This window comes from Stenotrophomonas sp. 115C5 (assembly GCF_056861055.1).
In genome coordinates, this window is sequence record NZ_JBSPUQ010000001.1 from 643,241 (window position 1) to 665,422 (window position 22,182).

Genomic DNA, 22,182 nt, shown 5'->3' on the forward strand with positions numbered 1-22,182 from the left:
CCACCCGCCCGCCCCCGGTCCAGCCGGGAGGCCCCCACCGGTAGAACGGACCCCGATGAAGATTCCCTTTGCCGCTGTACTCGCGCTTGGTCTTCTTGTCCCCAGCGCCGCCTTCGCCAAGTCCACCGACCGCAACGAAGACATGCACATCGATTCCGGCGCCCAGTCGGGCATGCTCACCGGCGACGGCAAGACCGTGCTGTCGCAGGGCGTGATCATCACCCAGGGTACGCTGGACCTGCGCTCCTCCGAGGCCGAGATCTACCTCAAGGACGGAGAAGCGGTGCGTGTGGTGTTCACCGGCAAGCAGGCCAAGATGAAGCAGCAGCTTGATGACGGCACCTGGATGGATGCGCTGGCCGACCGCATCGACTACGACATCAAGACCGAGATAATCACCCTGACCGGCAACTACAAGGTCACCAGCGCGCGCGGCACCAACGCCGGCCAGCGCATGGTCTACAACACCCGTACCGGCGAAATGAACTCCGGTGGCGACGGCAGCCGCGTGCGCACCGTCATCCCGCCGAAGAGCAAGACCCCGGCCGCGCCGGCGGCACAGCCCAGGGCCACCACGCCGGCACAGCCGGCCGGGAGCAAGAAGTAATGCTCGTCGCCAAGGGCCTGCGCAAGAAGTACAAGCAACGCGAAGTCGTCAAGGACTTCGGGCTGACCCTCGACGCCGGTGAAGTTGTCGGCCTGCTCGGCCCCAACGGCGCGGGCAAGACCACCTGCTTCTACATGATCGTCGGCCTGGTTGCGGCTGACGCTGGCAGCATCGTGCTCGATGGCAAGGACATCACCGGCGATCCGATGTATACCCGCGCCAAGCAGGGCGTGGGCTACCTGCCGCAGGAACCGTCGGTGTTCCGCAAGCTGACCGTGGCCGACAACATCCGCCTGGTGCTGGAACTGCGCGAGGACCTCGATTCGAAGGGCCGCGAGCGCGAACTGAACAGCCTGCTCGACGAACTGCAGCTGGGCCACGTCGCCGACCAGCTCGGCGCCAGCCTGTCCGGTGGCGAACGTCGCCGCTGCGAGATCGCCCGTGCCCTGGCCGCGCAGCCGCGCCTGATCCTGCTCGACGAACCGTTCGCCGGTGTCGACCCGATTTCGGTCGGTGAGATCCAGCGCATCGTCACCCATCTCAAGCAGCGTGGCATCGGCGTGCTGATCACCGACCACAACGTGCGCGAGACCTTGGGTATCTGCGACCGCGCGTATATCCTCGCCGAGGGCAGCGTGCTGGCCCAGGGTTCGCCGGAAGCGATCCTGGACAACGCCGATGTACGTCGCGTCTACCTCGGGGATTCCTTCAAGCTGTGAGTGCAGTCGCCGGGTCCCTCTCCTTCCTTTCGGCACAGGCATGAAGACTCGGCTGCAGACATCGTTGGGACAGCACCTGGTGCTCACGCCCCAGTTGCAGCAGGCGATCAAGCTGCTGCAGATGTCCACCACCGAGCTGGAGCTGGAAATCGCGCAGGCGGTGGAAAGCAATCCACTGCTGGACTGGGCCGACAGCAGTGACAGCAGCAGTACCGCCAACGAAGCCGGCGATGGCAACGACAGTGACGCCCCCGCAGAACGCACCGATGCCGGTGACGACTGGGCACCGGCCGAACTGGACTGGAGCGCGGCCGGCAGCGGCGGCACCTTCGACGATGACGACGACAACGGCAGCGCTGCCGAGCGCGTAGCCGAAACCGAAACATTGGCCGACCATCTGCTGTGGCAGCTGCATCTGTCGCATCTGTCCTTGCGTGATCGCAGCATCGGTGCCGCACTGATCGATGCGTTGGACGACGACGGGTACCTGCGCGAGCCGCTGGCCACCATCGCGGAAACCCTGTTGCCGGCGATCCACGCCGACGAGGACGAGATCCTCGCCGTGCTGCATCGCATCCAGCGCTTCGATCCGGTGGGTGTGGCTGCACGCACGCTGGGCGAATGCCTGCTGCTGCAGCTGGATGTGCTGGCCGGCGACACGCCCGGCCTGATCCTGGCGCGACAGATTGCCGCAGGACCCTTGGAACGGTTGCCACGCAGCGGCGTCGCCGGGCTTGCCCATGAGTTGAAGCAGCCGCTGGACGAGGTCGAGACTGCTGTCGCGCTGCTGCGCTCGCTGGACCCGCGCCCGGGCACGCAGATCGCGCCGCTGTCGCAGGACACCTATGTGGTGCCGGACGTGGTGGTGTGGCGGCAGAACGGCGTGTGGCGCGCGGCGCTGGCCGCGCATGCCGGACCGAAGGTGGTGATCCACCGCGGCTACGAACAGCTGATCCGACGCTGTGGCGACGCCGATGCCGGCTACCTGCGTGCCCAGCTGCAGGAAGCGCGCTGGCTGCTGAAAGGGCTGCAGCAGCGTGGCGAAACCCTGCTGCGCGTCGTGCGCAGCCTGATCCTGCAGCAGGCCGGCTTCCTTGAGTTCGGTGAGCAGGCGCTGCGCCCACTGACCCTGCGCGAGATCGCCGCCGAGCTCGGCCTGCACGAATCCACGGTGTCGCGTGCGATCGCCCGCAAGCACGTGCGTACCCCGCGCGGCACCCTGCCGCTGCGCGCCTTCTTCGCCTCCGGTATTGATACCGAGGGCGGCGGCGAGGCGTCCAGCACGGCCATCCAGGCGATGATCCGGCGCCTGATCGACGACGAGAACCCGCGCAAGCCGCTTTCTGACGCCAAGCTGGCTGACCTGCTCAAATCGTCGGGAATTCCAGTAGCGCGGCGCACCGTGGCGAAGTATCGTGAAGCCATGAACATTTCCGCCTCGCACGAAAGGGTCAGAATCGCTTGACGCGCCGCCGCGCCCGGCGGAGAGGTTCATTGGCACATCCGAACACAGGAGAAACCCGATGCGCATCGAAACGTTTGGCAAAGATGTCGAAGTCACCCCGGCCCTGCAGTCCTATGTAGAGGAGAAGCTGGCCCGGATCGGCAAACACTTCGACCAGCACTGCGAAGCGCGGGTGACCCTCAAGCTGCAGAAGACCGAACACCACGTCGACGCCAGCCTCAACATTCCCGGCCAGACCCTGCACGCCGAGGCCAATGCCCAGACCATGTATGCCGCGATCGACCTGCTTGCGGACAAGCTTGACCGCCTGGTGATCAAGCACAAGGAGAAAAAACAGCAGCACGCGCCGCTGCCGGTGGGCGACAATGGTGGCTGATCGCCACCGTTCCCCGCAGACATGCCCCTGACTGACCTCCTGGCGGCCGTGCAGACCCAGCTCTGCACGGCCACCGACCGCGACAGCGTCCTGCAGGCCGCCGCCGGGTTGCTGGCCTGCCGCCAGGCCAACGCCGAACAGATCTATCTGAACCTGTGCCAGCGCGAAGCGCTTGGCAGCACCGTGATCGGTCACGGCATCGCCATTCCCCACGGCCGCGCGCCAACCCTGGACCGCCCCCGCGGCGCCCTGCTGCGGTTGGCCACCCCGGTCGACTTCGGCGGCGAAGAGCCGGTGGACCTGGTGTTCGCCATGGCCGTCCCCGCCCACTACACCCACCAGCACCTGATGTTGCTGTCCGAGCTGGCCGAGCTGTTCTCGGCGCCGGACATCCGCCAGGCCCTGCGCGAAGCGGGCGATGCCCGGGCCCTGCGCGAGGCGCTGGACATGACCCCACCTGCGAGTGCCGCATGAATACCAGCATCACCGCCCGTGAACTGTTCGAACAGCAGCGCGAGCGGCTGGGGCTGCGCTGGGCTGCCGGCAAGTCCGGCGAGAAGCGCGAGCTGGAGGCCGGCAACACGGTCTCGCGGCGCCCCTCGCTGGCCGGCTACCTCAATGCGATCTATCCCAACAAGGTGCAGATCCTGGGCACCGAGGAACTGTCCTGGCTGGATGCGCTGGAACCGCGCCAGCGTTGGGAGACCATCGAAAAGATCATGCAGTCGCACCCGCTGGCGCTGGTGCTGACCCGCAACCAGGCCTGCCCGGAAGACCTGCGTGCCGCCGCCGATGAATCCGGCACGCCGCTGTGGCTGTCGCCCAAGCGCGGCCACGAACTGCTCAACCACCTGTCCTACCACCTGGCGCGTACGCTGGCACCGCGGGTGATCCTGCATGGCGTATTCATGGAGATCTACTCGATCGGCGTGCTGATCACCGGTGAGGCCGGGTCGGGCAAGAGCGAGCTGGCGCTGGAACTGCTCAGCCGTGGCCATCGCCTGGTCGCCGACGATGCCCCCGAATTCACCCAGATCGCGCCCGACGTGCTCGATGGCACCTGTCCCGAACTGCTGCAGGACCTGCTGGAAGTGCGCGGCCTGGGCGTGCTGAACGTGCGCGAGATGTTTGGCGACACAGCTGTAAAGAAGAACAAGTACCTTCGGCTGATCGTCCACCTGACCAAGCCGATGACCGAACCCACCCCGCATGGCTACGAGCGCCTGACCGGCGACTCGGGCACCCGCCATGTGCTGGACCTGGATGTTCCGCTGATCACCCTGCCGGTGATGCCTGGCCGTAACCTGGCCGTGCTGACCGAAGCCGCCACCCGCCTGCATATCCTGCGTACCAAGGGCATCGACCCGGCGGCGATGTTCATCGCCCGCCACAGCAACCTGCTGGAACGGCGAACGCCCTGATTCCCCTGCCCTTCGAAGAGCCTGTCCATGAGCACCGCAACCCCCTCCGCCCCGACCCTGATCATCGTCAGTGGCCTGTCCGGCTCGGGTAAATCCGTCGCCCTGAAGACCTTCGAGGACCAGGACTACTACTGCTCGGACAACCTGCCGATCCACCTGCTGCCCGACTTCGTGCGCAGCCTGCTGGCCAACCAGGACGGCAGCGCACCACGCCGGCTGGCGGTGGGCATCGACGTGCGCGGCCAGGCCGACCTGAGCCAGCTGGGCGACTGGCGGCAGCTGGCCACCGACGCCGGCGTGGAAGTGAAGGTGCTGTTCTTCGAGGCCAGCGATGAAACGGTGCTCAAGCGCTATGCCGACACCCGCCGTCGCCATCCGCTGAGCCAGCTGGGTCTGTCCCTGCCCGAAGCGATCGCCCGCGAACGCGAGTTGACCGCACCGTTGCGCCGCGAGGCCGATGCGGTGATCGATACCAGCAACCTCAACGTGCACCAGCTGCGGCGGCGGATCATCACCGAGTTCACGATGGACCATGCCACCGGCCTGTCGCTGCTGTTCGAATCGTTCGCCTACAAGCGCGGCGTGCCGGCCGAGGCGGACTTCGTATTCGACGCGCGGGTGCTGCCCAATCCACACTGGGACCCGGACCTGCGCGCGCTCAGCGGCCGCGAACCGGGTGTACGCGACTACCTGGAAGCGCAGCCGGACGTACAGCGCTACCTGGCCCAGCTGATGGATTTCCTCGATACCTGGCTGCCGAAGCTGGGCGATGGCACCCGCAGCTACGTGACCGTGGCGTTCGGCTGCACCGGTGGCAAGCACCGGTCGGTGTTCCTGGCCGAGCGCCTGGCCCGGCATGCCCGCGAGATGGGCTGGGAAGACGTGGCGACGTACCACCGCGAACAGGATTGAGGGGGTCGGCCGGGCTGCGCCCGGCACCCGCGGGTAGTGCCGGCCGCTGGCCGGCAACAGCAACAGCAACAGCAAAAGCGGCATTCCGTGGGATGGCGGGGCGGTGTGGATCTGCAGGACACGCCGTAAACCCGTCCCTGGGGGCTCGATGGCGCCATCCATGGCGCCAACGGTCCTGCAGATCCACACCGCCCCACCTCTGACAGATCTCTGCTGCTGTTGGTAGGTGTCGACCTTGGTCGACACGGTAGATCCACGCCATGCGTGGATGAGTCCCGGTCAGGCATCGAAAAACGCATGGGGTCGGATCCCTTTTCCAGGGGAAAAGGGCTCTGACCCCAGCAACGCTGAATACGGGACACAGTGCCCCTCTCCTGCTGCTATCGCCAATTCACCTTGACCTGTTAACGTGCAGTAATGACCTGTGGCATTCTCCTCGTAACACATCCCGGGGTCGGGACCGCCCTGCTTGACGTGGCGACCCGGCTCCTGCGGCAGTTGCCGCTGAAAACCGAAGCTTTCGAAGTACCGTTCGACGCAGACCTGGACGCTCTTCTCCCGCTTGCCTCGGCCGCGCTGCGGCGGGTCGATGGCGGTGAAGGTGTGCTGATCCTGACCGACCTGTACGGCGCCAGCCCCGCCAACCTTGCCGGGCAGCTGGCCCGTCTGGGGACCCCGGTTCGCCGGGTGTCGGCGCTGAGCCTGCCGATGTTGCTGCGGGTGATGAATTATCCGGAACAGGGACTGGATCAACTGCCCGCCACAGCCGCGGCGGGTACCCGTAATGGAGCGATAGTCGACGATGCTTGAACGAGAACTCACCGTGAGCAACCGCCTGGGCCTGCATGCCCGGGCCACCGCCAAGCTGGTGCAGACCCTGGCGCCGTTCCGCTGCAACGTGACCATGGCCGCCAAGGGCCGTGAGATCAACGCCAAGAGCATCATGGGCGTGATGCTGCTGGCCGCCGGCCAGGGCACCCCGGTCACGGTGCGCATCAACGGCGAGGACGAAGCCGCCGCGATGGAAGCGGTGGTCGGCCTGTTCGAACGCCGCTTCGACGAGGACAGCTGAGCGTGCCGCGCGCGCGCGCCGGCCAGGTCCCTTCCGGCCAGCGGCCGGTACAGCTGCTGGCCGGGCACGGTGCTGCCCGTGGCGCGGCGATGGGCCGGGCGCGGGTGCGCCTGCCGCATGCGCTGGAAGTGGCCGAGCAGCGCGTCGCCGCCCATCAGATCGAGGCCGAACTGGCCCGCCTGCACCGGGCGGTGGATGCCGCGCGCACGGAAATGCACGAGCTGCGCCAGCGCCTGCATGGCGCCTTGAACCAGGAAGTGGGCGAGTTCCTCGACCTGCATGCCCTGCTGCTGGACGATCCCGAGCTGTTGTTCGGGCTGGACGAACTGATCCGCAGCGGCCCCTACAGTGCCGGCTATGCACTGCGCCTGCAGCGTGACCGCCTGGCCAAGGTCTTCGATGGCATGGACGATGCCTATCTGAAGAGCCGCATGGACGACCTGGACCATGTGATCGGCCGCATCCACGCCTTCCTGCAGCCCGAACGGCCGCCGGTGATGAAGGGCCTGGCTGGGGAGATCCTGGTCTGCGACAACATCGCCCCGTCCGAGCTGGCGCAGCTGCAGGCACAGGGCGTGGTCGGCATCGTCACCGCCGCCGGCAGCGCGCTCTCGCACAGCGCGATCCTGGCGCGCAGCCTGCACCTGCCCCTGATCGTCAACGTGCCGCAGCTGCTCAGCCGCGTTGCCGACGGCGACGTGCTGATCATCGATGGCGCCGACGGCAGCATCACCGCCAACCCGCAGGCCGACAACCTGCGCGACTACCGCGCGCGCCTGAAAGAGCATGCGCGCGAGCAGCGCGAACTCGGCCGCCTGCGCAGCAAGCCCAGCCGTACCCGCGACCAGGTCGACATCGCGCTGCTGGCCAATGCCGAATCGCTGGAGGACGTCACCCAGGCACATGCGCTGGGCGCGCAGGGACTGGGCCTGTACCGCACCGAATTCCTGTTCCTGCAGCGCAACGAGCTGCCGGACGAAGAAGAACAGTTCCAGACCTACCGCGATGCCGCATTGGGCATGAGCGGGCGACCGGTCACCATCCGCACGCTCGATCTGGGCGCGGACAAGGCAGACCGCACCGGCCTGACCCTGAGCAATGAAGAGAACCCGGCCTTGGGACTGCGCGGCGTGCGCCTGTCGCTGGCACGGCCGAAGGTGGCTGACACCCAGCTGCGCGCGATCCTGCGGGCCTCGGCCTACGGCAAGCTGCGCGTGCTGGTGCCGATGGTCAGCACCCGCGAGGAACTGCTGGCGGTGCGCCGGCGCATGCTCAAGCTGACCGAACAGCTGCGTGGCGAAGGTCACATGGTGTCCGACCATGTGCCGCTGGGGGCGATGATCGAGGTGCCCGCTGCGGCGTTGGCGCTGGAAAGCTTCATCGATCTGGTCGATTTCCTGTCGATCGGCACCAACGACCTTGTGCAGTACCTGCTGGCCGCCGACCGCAACAACGAAGCGCTGGGTGAGTTGTATTCGCCGTTGCACCCGGCGGTGCTGCGACTGCTGCAGATGGTGATCGAGACCGGCGCGCGCCACCGCATCCCGGTGGCCGTCTGCGGCGAGATGGCCGGCGATGCGCGGATGACACCTCTGCTGCTGGCACTGGGCCTGACCGAATTCAGCCTGCATCCGGGCACGCTGCTGGAGGTCCGCCGCGCGATCCGCGAGGCCGACCTCGCCACACTGCGCGCCCGCGCGCCAAAGCTGCTGGCCGCACGCGACCGCCGCGCCATCGAGCGCTGGCTGGCGCTGGTGGCCGAAACGGCCTGAGCGCCAAGGGTCGTGCCGGTCGCCATGCGTGGCGGCTATGCGTTGAAACATCCCCTTGCGATAATGACGCGCTGAACACCCCTGTTGCCGCATCCTTGCCGGGATCGCGGCTTTTCTTATCCCGCGGGAGCTGCGATGGCTGAAGCTGTACGCCACGACAAGACTGCACGCCAACTGCGGATGCTGTCCGACGCACTGGACAGCGGTCGGCTGGGCCCGGTGCGCCGCCTGGTCAACACCCTGGCCCCGGCCGAGATCGGCAACCTGCTCGAATCGCTGCCGCCGGGCAAGCGCGAGGTGGTGTGGGGCCTGGTCGATCCGGAAGATGACGGCGAGGTGCTGGTCCACGTCGGCGACGACGTGCGCGAGAGCCTGCTCGCGGACATGGACCCGGACGAAATCATCGCCGCGGTCGAAGACCTGGACATCGACGACCTGGCCGACCTGGTCGAAGACCTGCCGGACACGGTCATCGACGAAGTCCTCAAGTCGATGGACCGCGAGAACCGCGAGCGCCTGGAGCAGGTGCTGTCCTACCCTGAGGACAGCGCCGGGCGCCTGATGAACCCGGACGTGGTGACCGTGCGCGCCGACGTCAACGTCGACGTGGTGCTGCGCTACCTGCGCCTGCGTGGCGAACTGCCCGACCACACCGACCACCTGTTCGTGGTCAGCCGGCGCCATCAATACCTCGGCCGGGTGTCGCTGGCGGCACTGGTGACCCACGAGGACACCACCCCGATCAACCGCCTGATCGACGACGAGCAGCCGGCGATCGATGTCGGCGAAAGCGACCAGGAGGTCGCCCGCCAGTTCTCCGACCATGACTGGATCTCCGCGCCGGTTGTGGACGACAACAACATCCTGGTCGGCCGCATCACCATCGATGACGTGGTCGACATCATCCGTGGACAGGCCGAGCACCAGGCGCTGGGCGCCGCCGGCCTGGACGAGGACGAAGATCTGTTCAGCCCGGTCTGGCGCGCCATGCGCCGCCGCTTGATGTGGCTGTCGGTCAACCTGTGCACGGCGTTCCTGGCCTCCAGCGTGGTCGGCCACTTCGAGGGCACCATCGACAAGCTGGTGGCGCTGGCGGTGCTGATGCCGATCGTTGCCGGCCTCGGTGGCAACGCCGGTACCCAGGTGCTGGCGCTGATGGTGCGCGGCCTGGCGCTGGGCCAGGTGGGCGCCTCCAACGCGCGCACTCTGTTGTGGAAGGAGGTACGGGTTGCGCTGTTGAACGGCGTGATGCTCGGCTCGGTGCTGGGCCTGATCGTATTGGCCTGGTTCCATTCACCCGGTCTGTCTGCGGTGATCGCCATCGCGCTGACCTGCAACCTGCTGTTCGCAGCGCTGGCCGGCGTGCTGGTGCCGCTCACACTGAAGCGCTTCGGCTTCGATCCGGCGCTGGCCAGTGGCATCTTCCTGACCGCCGTGACCGACTCGATGGGCTTCTTCACTTTCCTCGGCCTGGCCACCCTGGTGCTGCTGCACTGACCGCATCAAGGATCGGGCCCCGCCACGCGGGGCGCTGACCCCACCCAACTGGAACACCCATGGCAACAACGATCGAAAACTATTTCCAGCCCGGCTGGCGCGATCAGCAGCACACCTGCCCGGCCTGCGAATGGAAGGGCTGCTCGCGCGCCATGGAGATGGAGCTGGACGAGGACGCCACCGAGTACGACTGCCCGGTCTGCGAGAACCCGCTGCTGGTGGTGCTGCATCCGGACATGGCACAGGTGCAGGCAGCCGCCGCCGAAGGCAACGCCGAGGCACAGGAGCAGTTGGACATCATCGCCAGTTTCCCGCGCCCGCAGTGACGCGGCGCACGATGCCGCATTGACGTGTGGCGGACTACGATGCGGTCATACCTGCCGCCTCGGGAAGTCCCATGATCCGTTCGATGTCGCGCTGGCTGCCGCTGCTGGCCCTTCTGATGATGAGCGGTTGCACTTCGCTGCCGGACAGCGCGCGTGGTCGCTTCGAAGCACGTGCGGTGAAGGTGGAGGGAGAGACCGCCTACTACCAGGTGTTCATTCCGGCCGGCGTGCAGGCCGCCGCTCCCACCAACCTCCCGGTCATCCTGTTCCTGCACGGCTCCGGCGAGCGCGGTGCCGATGGCGTCAAGCAGACCCACGCCGGGCTGGGGCCTTACCTGCGCGAGCATCCCGACTTCCCCGCCCTGGTGGTGTTCCCACAGGTACCGGGCCACGAGGAGTGGAGCGGCCGCAACAACCGTGCGGCAGTGGCCGCACTGGACGCCACGATCGCCGAATTCGGCGCCGACCCGGCACGGCAGTACCTGACTGGCATGTCGATGGGCGGCTACGGCAGCTGGAACATCGCGCTGGACGACCCGCGCCGCTTTGCCGCGATCGTCCCCGTGTGCGGCGCGGTACTTGCACCACGCGCGAAGCGCCCAACCCTGTTCGTCGAGCAGGTCGCCCAGGAAACCGATCCGTATGCCGTGATCGCGCAGCGCCTGCGGCACACGCCGATCTGGATCTTCCACGGCGCGCTGGACGACGTGGTGCCGCCGGACGACGACCGCAGGCTGCACGCCGCCTTCCAGGGCGCCGCTGCACGTGACGTGCGCTATACCGAGTACCCCGACGGCAACCACAACGCCTGGGATGCCACCTATGCGGACCCGGCAATGTGGGCGTGGCTGTTCGCGCAGAAGCGCTGAGCCACAGCTTCCGGTAGCTGCCCACCAGGGTTGGATCCTGGCTCCAGTGGCTGTCTATCCTGGTTGGATCCTGGTTTCGGTGGGTGCCAACCTTGGTTGGCACTATCTGTCCGCCCCCATGAACTCCGCCTTGGCAGAACCTTCGAGTTCCCACTGACACCACGCATGCGGGTACTGGCCAAGTTGCGTTGCCAGCCCCACCCTGATCGGATTCGCCATCACATACATCGCGTGCCGGAACAGCGATTCATCAGAGCGGATTGCATGATCGTGATAGCAGGACTGCCAGAAGCGCCCCACCCTGCCCAGTACCCTGTTTGCGTGCACGGCCGTACGCGACTTGAAGCGCTTCATGACAACGTCGAGCGATGCCGCGCGCAGTTGCATCAACCAGTGGATGTGATCCGGCATGACCACGTAGGCAATCGAATGGGTCAGACCTTCCAGATCCAGACGCCGGAACTCCTGCATGGCGGTATCCGCAACGGCGTCGTTGGCGAACAGTGCCGCCCGGCCATGCACGTTCGTTGTGAGGATGTAGCTCTGGCCAATAGTGGAGTGACGGCCCAGCAGGAGGCGGGTGCTGTTCATGCAGAAGAGCATGGGCGGGCGCATGTTCCCTGAACATCGGGAAATCACCTTCGCCCGGGTAGGGCAGTGCCAACCAAGGTTGGCAGCCACCAGAACAACAGCGCCAACCAAGGTTGGCGCCTACCACAGCAGCAGTACCAACCAAGGTTGGCATCTACCAAAGCAGTGGGTGCCAACCTAGGTTGACACCTACCAAGCGGGGATCAGCCCAGCAGGGTTTCCAGCACGGCCATGCGCACGGCGACGCCGTTGGCGACCTGGCGCAGCACCCACGACTGCGGGCCGTCGGCCACCTCGTCGGTCACTTCCACGCCGCGGTTGATCGGGCCCGGGTGCAGCACCGCCGCATCCTTGCCGGCGCGGGCCAGGCGCTCGGTGGTCAGGCCGTACTGCGTGTGATACTGCTCCAGCGACGGCACCAGGCCTTCTTCCATACGCTCGCGCTGCAGGCGCAGCATCATCAGCGCGTCGACGCCTTCCAGCATCGCGTCGAAATCATCGCCGACCACGCAGCCCTTCAGGGTCTCGTCGTCCGGCAGCAGCGACTGCGGGCCGCAGACGCGGATCTCGCCTATGCCCAGCGTGCGCAGCGCATGCAGGTCGGTGCGGGCCACGCGCGAGTGCTTCACGTCGCCGACGATCACCACTTTCATCTTCGAGAAATCCGGGCCCTTGGCCTGGCGCAGGGTCAGCATGTCCAGCAGGCCCTGGGTCGGGTGCGCGCTGCGACCGTCACCGGCGTTGATCAGTGCGGTGCCCTCGCCCGCCGCTTCGGCCAGTGCGGCCACGGCGCCATCATCGGGGTGGCGCACCACGAAGCCGCGCACGCCCATCGCTTCCAGGTTGCGCAGCGTGTCGCAGGCGGTTTCGCCCTTGCGCGTGGACGAGGTCGAGGCATCAAAGTTCAGTACATCGGCGCCCAGCCGCTGCGCGGCCAGCTGGAACGAGCTGCGGGTGCGCGTGGACGGTTCGAAGAACAGCGTGCACACCGCCGAACCGGCCAGCACATGGCGCTTGTTGCCGACGCGACCGACCGCGGCATCGCGGATCTGCCCTGCCCGGTCGAGCAGCTGCAGCAGGGTCTCGCGCGGCAGGCCCTCCAGGGTCAGCAGGTGGCGCAGGCGTCCGGAGGCATCGATTTGCTGGGCGGTCATGGCGGTGTCGGGCAGTCAGGGAATGGGGGTGGCGTCGTCCGGCGACGACAGCCAGCGGTCGATGATCACCGCCGCAGCCACGGCATCGAGGGCAGCCGCATCGCGGCGGCGCTTGCGCCCTTCGGCGCGCTCGACGGCGAAGCGGCGGGCGGCCTCGACCGAGCTGGAACGCTCGTCGATCATCACCACCGGCAGCTTGAAACGTTCCCGCAGCTGGCGGGCGAAGCCCTGCGCACGCTTGCGGTTGGGCTGGTCCTGGCCGTCCAGGGTCAGCGGGTCGCCGACCACCAGGCCATCGGGCTTCCATTCCTTGAGCAGGCGCTCGATCGCGGTCCAGTCCGGGCCGTTGCCGTGCACATCGACCACGGCCACCGCGCGCGCATGCGCGGCGAAGGCACTGCCGATAGCCACGCCGATCCGTCGCGAGCCGACATCGAAACCCAGAACGGTGCCATCACGGCGGATCGCCGGGGCAGCAGGAACCGGTGCGGGCGCGACCGGCTCAGACATGGCCGCTGTAATCCGTCAGCCGGAACAGGTCCACGCCGATACGCGAGGCCGCCCCCTGCCAGCGCTGCTCCAGCGGCAGCTGGAACACCAGTTCGGCATCGGCCGGCACCGTCAGCCAGCTGTTCTCGGACAGCTCGCTTTCCAGCTGCCCTGCGCCCCAACCGGCACAGCCAAGGGTGACCACGGCATTGGCCGGGCCTTCGCCGCGCGCCATCGCTTCGAGGATGTCGCGCGAGGTGGTCAGGTACAGGCCGTCGCCCACGGTCAGGCTGGAATCCCACGCCCGCGCGTCGTCATGGATGACGAAGCCGCGTTCGGGATGCACCGGGCCGCCGTTGAGCACCATGCGCGCCTGCAGGTCGCCATCACCGGTGGTGATGTCCATCTGTGCAAGCACTTCACCCAGCGTGTACTCGGAAGGCTGGTTGACCAGCACGCCCATCGCCCCGTTCTCGTCGTGCTGGCAGATCAGCGCGACGCTGCGGGCAAAGGTCGCGTCGAGCAGCGACGGCAGCGCGACGAGCAGGTGATCGGCAAGGGAGGTCGGCGTTACAGGCATGGCCCCATTCTACCTGCTGGGGCCGATATGGTCGCGCGATGGGCGCGTGCAGCGATGGGCTAGGATGGTGCTTTGCCATGGAAGGTCATCGATGCAGCCCTCTTCGCCCCTGACCCTGCCGGCACGCAGCGCCATCGTCCTGATCGCCCTGCTGCAGGGCCTGATGCTGTATGCCGCGCAGGAACTGTCCGATGCCTGGCCGTTCCGCGATATCGGCTGGCGCTACTGCTGGTACGCCTGGGTGCTGGCCATTCCCAGCGCGGTGGCGCTGAGCCTGGTCGAGCTGGGCCAGCGCCGCCTGTGGCTGCAGGCCGCGCTCGGCTCGGCGGTAGTGCTGGCGTTGGCCGCCTGGATCGGCTGGAACCTCAATGGCGAGACCGCACTGGAATCGGGCGCGCTGCAGTTCCCGCTGACCCTGGGCATGGCCGTGGCGGTGTTCGTGGCCCTGCCCTGGTGGCAGTTCCAGCTGCAGCACGGGCATTGGCGTGCCAGCTACCCGGCGTTGTTCGAGCGCGCCTGGCAGAACGGTCTGACCCTGGCCCTCGCCGCACTGTTCACCGGGCTGACCTGGCTGCTGCTGTGGTTGTGGGCGGCGCTGTTCCAGCTGCTGGAGGTGACGTTCTTCCGCGACCTGTTCCGGCAGGACGCGTTCATTGCGCTGGCCACCGGCAGCCTGGCCGGGTTCGGCGTGCTGATCGGGCGCACCCAGCACCGCGCGATCCAGATCACCCGCCAGGTGCTGTTCGCGATCTGCCGCGGGCTGCTGCCGCTGCTGTCGTTCATCGCGGTGCTGTTCGTGCTGAGCCTGCCGCTCACCGGGCTCGAGCCGCTGTGGAAGACCCGCTCGGCCGCCAGCCTGCTGCTGGTGCTGTCGCTGTTGCTGGTGACGTTCACCAATGCGGTCTACCAGCAGGGGGAAGACAGCGCCCCCTACCCCCTGCTGCTGCGACGCCTTGTTGAAGCCAGCCTGCTGGCGCTGCCGGTCTACGCGGCGCTGGCACTGTACGCGCTGGGCCTCCGCGTGGTGCAGTACGGCTGGACCGTGGACCGGTTCTGGGCAGTACTCGTCGCGTTGGCCGTGGCCGGCTATGCCGTGGGCTACGCGCTGGCGGTGCTGCGCCGGCAGGGGCGCTGGTTGCAGATGCTGGAGCCGGTCAACCGCTGGATGTGCTGGGCGGTGCTGGCACTGGCATTGCTGGGCAACTCGCCGCTGCTGGACCCGGTGCGGCTGACCCTGTCCAGCCAGCTGGCGCGGCTGCGCGCGGACCCGCCGGCGATCACCAGCAGCGACGTCAACGTGCTGCGCTTCGATCTGGGGCGCCGTGGCGTGCAGGCGCTGCGCGAGCTGCAGCGTGATCCGGCCATCACCGCCGATGCCAACGCGCCACAGGTGATCGCGGCAGCGCTGGCACGCACGTCACGCTGGGACGACGGACAGCGCCTCGACAAGGGGCCGCAGGACGTCGTCGCCCTGCAGCGCGCGCTGAAGCTGGCCAAGGGATCCAGCTCGCCACCGGACGATTGGTGGCAGGCACTGGCCACGCGCGCGATCAATGGTGAATCCTGCGCCCAGAGCGAGCGCGACTGCCTGATCGTCCATCGCGACCTGGACGGCGATGGCACCGGCGAAGTGCTGCTGTGCGAGCTGTACACCCACCGTGGACCGGACTGCGTGCTGTATGCACGTGGCAGGGATGCCCAGTGGCGCCGGGCCGGTTCGCTGTTCGGCACCGTCAGCGGCCAGGCCGAGGCGATCAACCAGGCCCTGCGTGATGGCGAACTCACTCTTGTGCCACCGCGTTGGCCGATGCTGTCCATCGGCGGACGCCCTGCGCTGGCCATCGATCCCGAACCCGAATCCAACGAGTCTTCTCCATGAGCGGTTACTGCCTCATCGCCCCGGGCCATCCGGTGCACGACTACTACCACGCCAACGAGTACGGCTTCCCGCAGCGTGAGGAGCGCGAGCTGTTCGAGCGCCTGGTGCTGGAAATCAACCAGGCCGGCCTGAGCTGGGAAACGATCCTGAAGAAGCGCGAGGGTTTCCGCGCGGCCTATGACGGCTTTGATGTGGACCGCGTGGCAGCGTATGCCGAGCAGGACATCGAACGCCTGCTGTCGGACGCGGGCATCATCCGCAACCGGCTGAAGGTACTGGCGGCGATCCACAACGCGCAGGTGATCCAGCAGCTGCGGGCCAGCCATGGCAGCTTCGCGGCGTGGCTGGATGCGCATCACCCGCTCAGCAAGGCCGACTGGGTGAAGCTGTTCAAGAAGACGTTCCGCTTCACCGGCGGCGAGATCACCGGCGAATTCCTGATGAGCCTGGGCTACCTGCCCGGCGCGCACGCCGAGAATTGCCCGGTGCATGCGCGGCTGCTGAAGCTGTCGCCGCCGTGGCTGAAGGCCGCCGGCGGTTGATCGGCGCTCGTGCCAGCCACGCATGGCGTGGCTCTACTGCATGCTGCGGGTGATCTACACGTTCCCGGCGAACGCGGAGAGCGCGATCACACGCCCATGTAGCGGCCGGGGCGGTGGTTGAACATCAGCACCAGGCTGAGCACCACCGCGCCGATGGCCGAATACAGCACCTTGGAAGGCGACAGCACGAAGAACGCGGCCACCATCAGGCAGGCGTCGTAGGACATCTGCACCTTGCCCGCGCTCCAGCCACGGGTGCGCTGCAGATACACCGCCAGGATGCCGATACCGCCGAGGCTGGCACGGTGACGGATGAAGAACAGGATGCCCAGGCCGGACAATGCGCCACCGACGATCGCCGAATACAGCGGGTGGATGTGCGAGAAGTCGATCCAGCGCGGCAGCAGGTCGGTCAGCACGCCACAGGCGGTGACCGCGGCGAAGGTCTTCAGGGTGAATTCCCAGCCCATGCGCCGCACCGCCACCCAGTAGAACGGCAGATTGACCAGCACGAACACCACGCCGAAGTTCCAGTCCAGCGCGTAATGCAGCAGGAACGCCATGCCGGCCATGCCGCCGATCATCAGCCCACTCTTGGCGAAGATGGCCAGGCCCAGCGAGGCCACCATCGTGGCCAGCACCATGCCCTGCACATCCTCGGCGATCGAGTGGCGCAGCGCTTTTTCGTCGGCGGTGGTGCCGGCGCTGTCGGGCGGCGGGGTCAGCGGACCGGCGGTGACCAGGTGGCCGTCAGCGTCGTCGCACGGCGCGGGGCCATGGGAGGGAAGGGACATACGGGTGGGGAACAGCAGGTGGGGAGCGGTATTAGACACGATCTGCATGACAGTTGCAGATGAAATCGTTCAGCTGAATGCGACTTGCCCTGCCGCGGCCCGCCCCTGCTCAGCCCTTGCCGGCCAGATGATGTGCCACCAACGCGTTGGCGTGGCCGTGGCCCAGCCCATGCTCACTTTTCAGGAAGCTGACCAGCTCCATGTGTTTCAGGCCCTTCTTCCCCGCCAGCAGCCCGAACCAGTGCGCCACCGGCTGCCCGTACGTCTTCTCGATGGAGGGGAAATACGAGGCCGGGCCCTTGGGCTTGGTGTCAGTGCTCATGTGCAGCTCCCGTTGAAGTCATTCATTCGACGAACCACAGACGCAGAAATCGACATACCCACACGTCCGACCCAGTGCCGACCGACGGTCGGCACCCACCAAAGCAGAATGCCGTTCCAACAGCTCGCGGGAAACTGTCGAAGGCGGGGTGGGTCCGGTTGAGGGGGCGTGAGCCGCATGGGCCCGAGGCATGCCTCGGGCGGGTTGGGCAAGACGCCCAACCCCGGTCTTGCCGTGTGCGCAGGACAGCGCACACGAGCAAGCGGCGACCGAGCCTACATGGACGCATTTACGACGTCCCCCTCAACCGGACCCACCCCGCCATCCCACGGAATGCACGCATTTGACGTTGACGTTGCCTTGGCTTGAAGCAGGTGCCGGGCGCAGCCCGGCCGTATCATCCCGTCATGCCCCGCGAAAACCTCAACGACCTGCAGGCCTTCGTCCACGTTGCCCGCGAGGGCAGCTTCACCAAGGCCGCCGCCCAGCTGGGCATATCCCAGTCCGCGCTCAGTCATGCCATGCGCGGCCTGGAAGAACGTCTCGGCGTGCGCCTGCTGACCCGCACCACCCGCAGCGTCTCCACCACCGAAGCCGGCGCCCGCCTGCTCGATACCCTGGGCCCACGCCTGGCCGAGATCGAGGATGGGTTGGCCGCGCTGGCCGAGTACCGCGAACGCCCGGCCGGCACCATCCGCATCAATGCCACCGGCCACGCCGCCGAGTACATCGCATGGCCACGGCTGGCGCCGCTGCTGCAGCAGTATCCGGATTTGAAGGTGGAACTGGCCGCCGACTACGGGCTGGCCGACATCGTGGCCGAGCGCTACGACATCGGCATCCGCCTCGGCGAACGGCTGGCGCGCGACATGGTCGCCGTGCCGATCAGCCCGCCGCTGCGCATGCGCGTGGTCGGCGCGCCCAGCTACTTCCGCCAGCATGTGGTGCCACGGCATCCGGACGAGCTGGCAGACCACAACTGCGTCACCCTGCGCCTGCCCACGCATGGTGGGCTGATGCCGTGGGATTTCGGCCAGGATGGCAACGAACTGAGCGTGCGCGTCACCGGCCAGTGGACCTTCAACACCATGGGCATGACCCGCGCCGCTGCGCTGGCCGGCAGTGGATTGGCCTGGCTGCCGGAAGACCAGGTGCAGCCGATGCTGGACGATGGCCGGCTGCAGTCGGTGCTGGACGACTGGTGCCCCCACTTCGATGGCTACTACGCGTACTACCCGTCGCGCCGCCACGTCACCGTGGCGATGCGCACGGTGCTTGATGCGCTGCGTGGGCCGATGGGGTGAGGGTCAAGGAGTGCGGACCAACGGTCCGCACCCACCACCAACGGTCCGCACCTACCAACGGTCCGCACCCACCGGGTGGTCAGCCCTTGGCCTGCGCCGCACGCTGCGCGTTGTAGCGCTCGCCGACGATCGACACTTCATCCAGCGCCTGTGCGATGCGCTGCAGTTCCTCCGGCGCCAGCTGCAGGTTGGCCGCGCCCAGGTTTTCTTCCAGGCGATGGATCTTGGTGGTGCCCGGAATCGGCACGATCCACGGCGCCTGCGCCAGCAGCCAGGCCAGCGCCACCTGCGCCGGGGTCGCGCCCCGTGCAGCAGCAATCGTGCTGATACGATCCACCAGCGCCTGGTTGGCGCGACGCGCTTCCACTTCGAAACGCGGCACGGTGTTGCGGAAATCGTTGGCGTCGAAGGTGGTGTCGGCGTTGATCGCGCCGGTCAGGAAACCACGGCCGAGCGGGCTGAATGGCACGAAGCCGATGCCCAGCTCCTGCAGGGTCGGCAGCAGTTCGTGCTCCGGCTCGCGCCACCACAGCGAGTACTCGCTCTGCACGGCCGCCACTGGCTGCACCGCATGCGCGCGGCGCACGGTAGCGGCGCTGGCCTCGGACAGGCCGAAGTGGCCGACCTTGCCCTCAGCGATCAGGTCGCGCACGGTGCCGGCCACATCCTCGATCGGCACGTTCGGGTCGACGCGGTGCTGGTAGAACAGGTCGATATGATCGGTGCGCAGGCGCTTGAGGCTGGCCTCGGCCACCGCGCGGATGTTCTCCGGGCGGCTGTCCAGGCCGGTATCGACGCGCGCGTCCTTGAAGCCGAACTTGGTGGCGATCACCAGCGTGTCGCGGTACGGCGCCAGCGCCTCGCCGAGCAGGTCTTCATTGGTGTGCGGGCCGTACACTTCGGCGGTGTCGAAGAAGGTCACGCCGCGTTCCACCGCAGCGTGCAGCAGGGCGATGCCCTGGCTGCGCTCGACCGGCTGGCCATAGCCGTGGCTCAGTCCCATGCACCCCAGGCCGAGGGCGGAAACCTTCAGGCCACTGCGGCCGAGTTCACGTGTCTGCATCGTCATGCTCCAGAGGGGGAGCGCTGACGATAAGCCTGCAGGGGCGATCGATTGAACCGACTGGATGGCAGTCGGTCATGACTGGAATTCATCAATCCGGTCACAACCGAAGCCAGCCGGGTCACCGGATCTCGGAGATCTCCACGCCATCCAGCCCCTGCGACAGGGTACGCGCGTCGCCGCCCTGGCTGAGCTTGATGCGCAGGCGTACCTCGTTCTGCGAATCGGCGTAGCGCAGTGCGTCCTCGTAACTGATCTCGCCGGCCTGGTACAGTTCGAACAGGCTCTGATCGAAGGTCTTCATGCCCAGCTGGACCGAGTCCTTCATCACTTCCTTCAGCTTGTGGATCTCGCCATCGCGGATGTAGTCCTGCACCAGCGGCGTGCCCAGCAGGATCTCCATCGCCACCTTGCGCGAGCGGCCATCGGGCGAAGGAATCAGCTGCTGCGCAACCACGCCCTTCAGATTCAGCGACAGGTCCATCAGCAGCTGGTTGCGGCGGTCTTCCGGGAAGAAGTTGACGATGCGGTCCATCGCCTGGTTGGCGTTGTTGGCATGCAGGGTGCACAGCACCAGGTGGCCGGTTTCGGCGAACGCGATGGCATGGTCCATGCCTTCGCGGGTACGCACTTCGCCGATCATGATCACGTCCGGCGCCTGGCGCAGGGTGTTCTTCAGCGCCGCTTCCCAACTGTCGGTATCGATGCCGACTTCGCGCTGGGTGATGATGCAGCCCTCGTGCTTGTGCACGAATTCGATCGGGTCTTCGATGGTGATGATGTGGCCGGTCGAGTTCTGGTTGCGGTAACCGATCATCGCCGCCAGCGAGGTCGATTTACCGGTACCGGTGGCACCGACGAACAGGATGATGCCGCGCTTGGTCATTGCCAGCGTCTTGATGATCGGCGGCAGGCTCAGTTCTTCCACGGTCGGAATGCGCGTCTCGATGCGACGCAGCACCATGCCGACCTGGTTGCGCTGGTAGAAGCAGCTCACGCGGAAGCGGCCGACACCGGACAGGCCGATGGCGAAGTTGCATTCGTGGGTCTTCTCGAATTCCTCGCGCTGTGCCGGGGTCATCACGTTGAGGACCAGGTCGCGGCTCTGCTGCGGCGTGAGCGGGGTCTGCGTGATCGGCGAGATCTTGCCGTTGACCTTCATCGCCGGCGGCATGCCCGCGGTGATGAACAGGTCCGAGGCGCGCTGGTGCGCCATCAGCTTGAGGAACGAAGTGAAATCGATGGTGGTCGCGGTGGTGTTCACGGCGGGCTCCCAATGGGGCATGTACCAGGAAACGGTCGGTGGAGGAAACGGCGCGGGAACGGCGGCGCACTGGCGCACGCCGCCCCGTTGCGGCGCCGCCTTACTCGAACAGGCGCTTGTCCTTGGCGTAGTCGCGGGCCTGGTTGCGGGTGATCAGGCTGCGCTTGACCAGGTCCTGCAGGTGCTGGTCCAGGGTCATCATGCCGTACTGCTGGCCGGTCTGGATGGCCGAATACATCTGCGCCACCTTGTCCTCGCGGATCAGGTTGCGGATGGCCGGGGTGCCGACCATGATTTCCCACGCAGCGGTACGACCGCCGCCGACCTTCTTCAGCAGCGCCTGCGAGATCACCGCGCGCAGCGATTCGGACAGCATCGAGCGCACCATCGGCTTTTCGCCGGCCGGGAACACGTCGATGATGCGGTCGATGGTCTTGGCCGCCGAGCTGGTGTGCAGGGTGCCGAACACCAGGTGGCCGGTTTCTGCGGCGGTCAGCGCCAGGCGGATGGTTTCCAGGTCGCGAAGTTCGCCGACCAGGATGATGTCCGGGTCCTCACGCAGCGCCGAGCGCAGCGCTTCGTTGAAGCCATGCGTGTCACGGTGCACTTCGCGCTGGTTGATCAGGCACTTCTGCGAGGTGTGCACGAATTCGATCGGATCCTCGACGGTGAGGATGTGGCCGTATTCGTTCTTGTTAATGTAGTCGATCATCGCCGCCAGCGTGGTCGACTTGCCCGAGCCGGTCGGACCGGTCACCAGAATCAGGCCCTGCGGCTGCTGGATCACTTCGCGGAACAACGGCGGGCAGGCCAGGTCCTCGAGGGTGAGCACCTCGGACGGAATGGTACGGAACACCGCACCGGCGCCGCGGTTCTGGTTGAACGCGTTCACACGGAAGCGCGCCAGCGACGGAATCTCGAAGGAGAAGTCCACTTCGAGGAATTCCTCGTAATCGCGGCGCTGCTTGTCGGACATGATGTCGTACACCAGCGCATGGACCTGCTTGTGGTCCAGGGCTGGGATGTTGATCCGGCGAACGTCGCCGTCCACGCGGATCATCGGCGGCAGCCCTGCGGACAGGTGCAGGTCGGACGCTTTGTTCTTTACGGAAAACGCCAACAGTTCGGCGATATCCATGAGCGGCTACTCCCCAATAACGGCTT

General features: G+C 66.9%; 25 protein-coding genes. 16 read left to right on the top strand and 9 right to left on the bottom strand.

The features are described from left to right. Positions 1-55 precede the first annotated feature (55 nt). The 13 genes from lptA to AC13FN_RS03035 all read left to right on the top strand — a co-directional run bounded on the left by lptA (position 56) and on the right by AC13FN_RS03035 (position 11,036). Positions 56-607 carry a lipopolysaccharide transport periplasmic protein LptA gene (gene lptA, locus AC13FN_RS02975; protein ID WP_043398368.1) on the top strand — a complete coding sequence of 184 codons (552 nt, stop codon included), beginning with the start codon at positions 56-58 and terminating at the stop codon, positions 605-607. After that, the gene (lptB, locus tag AC13FN_RS02980) at positions 607-1,326 is read left to right on the top strand and encodes an LPS export ABC transporter ATP-binding protein (protein WP_010483646.1); all 720 of its coding nucleotides are present in this window, start codon (positions 607-609) and stop codon (positions 1,324-1,326) included. Before lptA ends, lptB begins: the two co-directional genes overlap by 1 nt. A gap of 40 nt (positions 1,327-1,366) precedes the next feature. Next, a complete protein-coding gene (locus AC13FN_RS02985; RefSeq protein ID WP_043398365.1) occupies positions 1,367-2,791 on the top strand; it encodes an RNA polymerase factor sigma-54 in 1,425 nt (474 codons plus the stop codon). Between the two features lie 58 nt (positions 2,792-2,849). Further along, the gene (gene hpf / locus AC13FN_RS02990; protein ID WP_004147311.1) at positions 2,850-3,167 is read left to right on the top strand and encodes a ribosome hibernation-promoting factor, HPF/YfiA family; all 318 of its coding nucleotides are present in this window, start codon (positions 2,850-2,852) and stop codon (positions 3,165-3,167) included. 21 nt (positions 3,168-3,188) lie between these two features. Next, on the top strand, positions 3,189-3,641 hold the full coding sequence (locus tag AC13FN_RS02995; protein ID WP_043398359.1) for a PTS sugar transporter subunit IIA: 453 nt from the start codon (positions 3,189-3,191) through the stop codon (positions 3,639-3,641). Further along, on the top strand, positions 3,638-4,588 hold the full coding sequence (hprK, locus tag AC13FN_RS03000; RefSeq protein ID WP_005408388.1) for an HPr(Ser) kinase/phosphatase: 951 nt from the start codon (positions 3,638-3,640) through the stop codon (positions 4,586-4,588). Before AC13FN_RS02995 ends, hprK begins: the two co-directional genes overlap by 4 nt. Positions 4,589-4,615: 27 nt before the next feature. Further along, positions 4,616-5,500 carry an RNase adapter RapZ gene (gene rapZ / locus AC13FN_RS03005; RefSeq protein WP_482985180.1) on the top strand — a complete coding sequence of 295 codons (885 nt, stop codon included), beginning with the start codon at positions 4,616-4,618 and terminating at the stop codon, positions 5,498-5,500. Between the two features lie 417 nt (positions 5,501-5,917). Beyond that, the gene (locus tag AC13FN_RS03010; protein WP_010483657.1) at positions 5,918-6,310 is read left to right on the top strand and encodes a PTS sugar transporter subunit IIA; all 393 of its coding nucleotides are present in this window, start codon (positions 5,918-5,920) and stop codon (positions 6,308-6,310) included. After that, positions 6,303-6,572, top strand: a complete 270-nt coding sequence (locus AC13FN_RS03015) for an HPr family phosphocarrier protein (protein ID WP_005408385.1) — start codon at positions 6,303-6,305, stop codon at positions 6,570-6,572. The genes AC13FN_RS03010 and AC13FN_RS03015 overlap by 8 nt, the downstream gene beginning before the upstream one ends. Positions 6,573-6,574: 2 nt before the next feature. Beyond that, a complete protein-coding gene (ptsP, locus tag AC13FN_RS03020) occupies positions 6,575-8,344 on the top strand; it encodes a phosphoenolpyruvate--protein phosphotransferase (protein ID WP_197643616.1) in 1,770 nt (589 codons plus the stop codon). 135 nt (positions 8,345-8,479) lie between these two features. Next, positions 8,480-9,841, top strand: a complete 1,362-nt coding sequence (mgtE, locus tag AC13FN_RS03025) for a magnesium transporter (protein WP_010483662.1) — start codon at positions 8,480-8,482, stop codon at positions 9,839-9,841. Positions 9,842-9,900: 59 nt separating this feature from the next. Further along, complete coding sequence (locus tag AC13FN_RS03030; protein WP_053442615.1) at positions 9,901-10,167, top strand: hypothetical protein; 267 nt, start codon at positions 9,901-9,903, stop codon at positions 10,165-10,167. Between the two features lie 71 nt (positions 10,168-10,238). Beyond that, entirely contained in the window at positions 10,239-11,036 is a 798-nt protein-coding gene (locus tag AC13FN_RS03035) for a carboxylesterase family protein (protein ID WP_482985179.1), read from the top strand. Between the two features lie 102 nt (positions 11,037-11,138). Here the strand turns inward: AC13FN_RS03035 and AC13FN_RS03040 are convergent, their stop codons facing one another. From AC13FN_RS03040 to AC13FN_RS03055, 4 genes are all read right to left on the bottom strand, one after another. After that, the gene (locus AC13FN_RS03040) at positions 11,139-11,627 is read right to left on the bottom strand and encodes an REP-associated tyrosine transposase (RefSeq protein WP_159359866.1); all 489 of its coding nucleotides are present in this window, start codon (positions 11,625-11,627) and stop codon (positions 11,139-11,141) included. A 203-nt stretch (positions 11,628-11,830) separates the two neighbouring features. After that, complete coding sequence (locus tag AC13FN_RS03045) at positions 11,831-12,781, bottom strand: aspartate carbamoyltransferase catalytic subunit (protein WP_053442613.1); 951 nt, start codon at positions 12,779-12,781, stop codon at positions 11,831-11,833. 15 nt (positions 12,782-12,796) lie between these two features. Further along, complete coding sequence (ruvX, locus tag AC13FN_RS03050; protein ID WP_010483674.1) at positions 12,797-13,291, bottom strand: Holliday junction resolvase RuvX; 495 nt, start codon at positions 13,289-13,291, stop codon at positions 12,797-12,799. Beyond that, positions 13,284-13,850, bottom strand: coding sequence for a YqgE/AlgH family protein (locus tag AC13FN_RS03055; protein WP_005408377.1), 567 nt, complete (start codon positions 13,848-13,850; stop codon positions 13,284-13,286). Before AC13FN_RS03055 ends, ruvX begins: the two co-directional genes overlap by 8 nt. A gap of 91 nt (positions 13,851-13,941) precedes the next feature. On the opposite strand from AC13FN_RS03055, the gene AC13FN_RS03060 reads away from it, so the two are divergent. Continuing rightward, positions 13,942-15,729 (top strand): DUF4153 domain-containing protein, encoded by a 1,788-nt coding sequence (locus tag AC13FN_RS03060; RefSeq protein ID WP_482985178.1) that lies wholly within the window; start codon positions 13,942-13,944, stop codon positions 15,727-15,729. Next, positions 15,726-16,271, top strand: coding sequence for a DNA-3-methyladenine glycosylase I (locus tag AC13FN_RS03065; protein WP_482985177.1), 546 nt, complete (start codon positions 15,726-15,728; stop codon positions 16,269-16,271). Before AC13FN_RS03060 ends, AC13FN_RS03065 begins: the two co-directional genes overlap by 4 nt. A gap of 86 nt (positions 16,272-16,357) precedes the next feature. Here the strand turns inward: AC13FN_RS03065 and AC13FN_RS03070 are convergent, their stop codons facing one another. Next, complete coding sequence (locus tag AC13FN_RS03070; protein WP_029379885.1) at positions 16,358-17,065, bottom strand: YitT family protein; 708 nt, start codon at positions 17,063-17,065, stop codon at positions 16,358-16,360. Positions 17,066-17,174: 109 nt separating this feature from the next. Then, complete coding sequence (locus tag AC13FN_RS03075; RefSeq protein ID WP_014646220.1) at positions 17,175-17,387, bottom strand: DUF4287 domain-containing protein; 213 nt, start codon at positions 17,385-17,387, stop codon at positions 17,175-17,177. Between the two features lie 407 nt (positions 17,388-17,794). Between AC13FN_RS03075 and AC13FN_RS03080 the strand changes: the two genes are divergently transcribed. Then, a complete protein-coding gene (locus AC13FN_RS03080) occupies positions 17,795-18,691 on the top strand; it encodes a LysR family transcriptional regulator (RefSeq protein WP_049434668.1) in 897 nt (298 codons plus the stop codon). Positions 18,692-18,770: 79 nt separating this feature from the next. On the opposite strand, the gene AC13FN_RS03085 is transcribed toward AC13FN_RS03080, so the two are convergent. From AC13FN_RS03085 to AC13FN_RS03095, 3 genes are all read right to left on the bottom strand, one after another. Continuing rightward, the gene (locus AC13FN_RS03085) at positions 18,771-19,754 is read right to left on the bottom strand and encodes an aldo/keto reductase (protein ID WP_482985176.1); all 984 of its coding nucleotides are present in this window, start codon (positions 19,752-19,754) and stop codon (positions 18,771-18,773) included. A 121-nt stretch (positions 19,755-19,875) separates the two neighbouring features. After that, positions 19,876-21,018, bottom strand: a complete 1,143-nt coding sequence (locus tag AC13FN_RS03090; RefSeq protein WP_006422552.1) for a PilT/PilU family type 4a pilus ATPase — start codon at positions 21,016-21,018, stop codon at positions 19,876-19,878. A gap of 100 nt (positions 21,019-21,118) precedes the next feature. After that, positions 21,119-22,156, bottom strand: a complete 1,038-nt coding sequence (locus AC13FN_RS03095) for a type IV pilus twitching motility protein PilT (RefSeq protein ID WP_006422551.1) — start codon at positions 22,154-22,156, stop codon at positions 21,119-21,121. Positions 22,157-22,182: the final 26 nt, after the last annotated feature.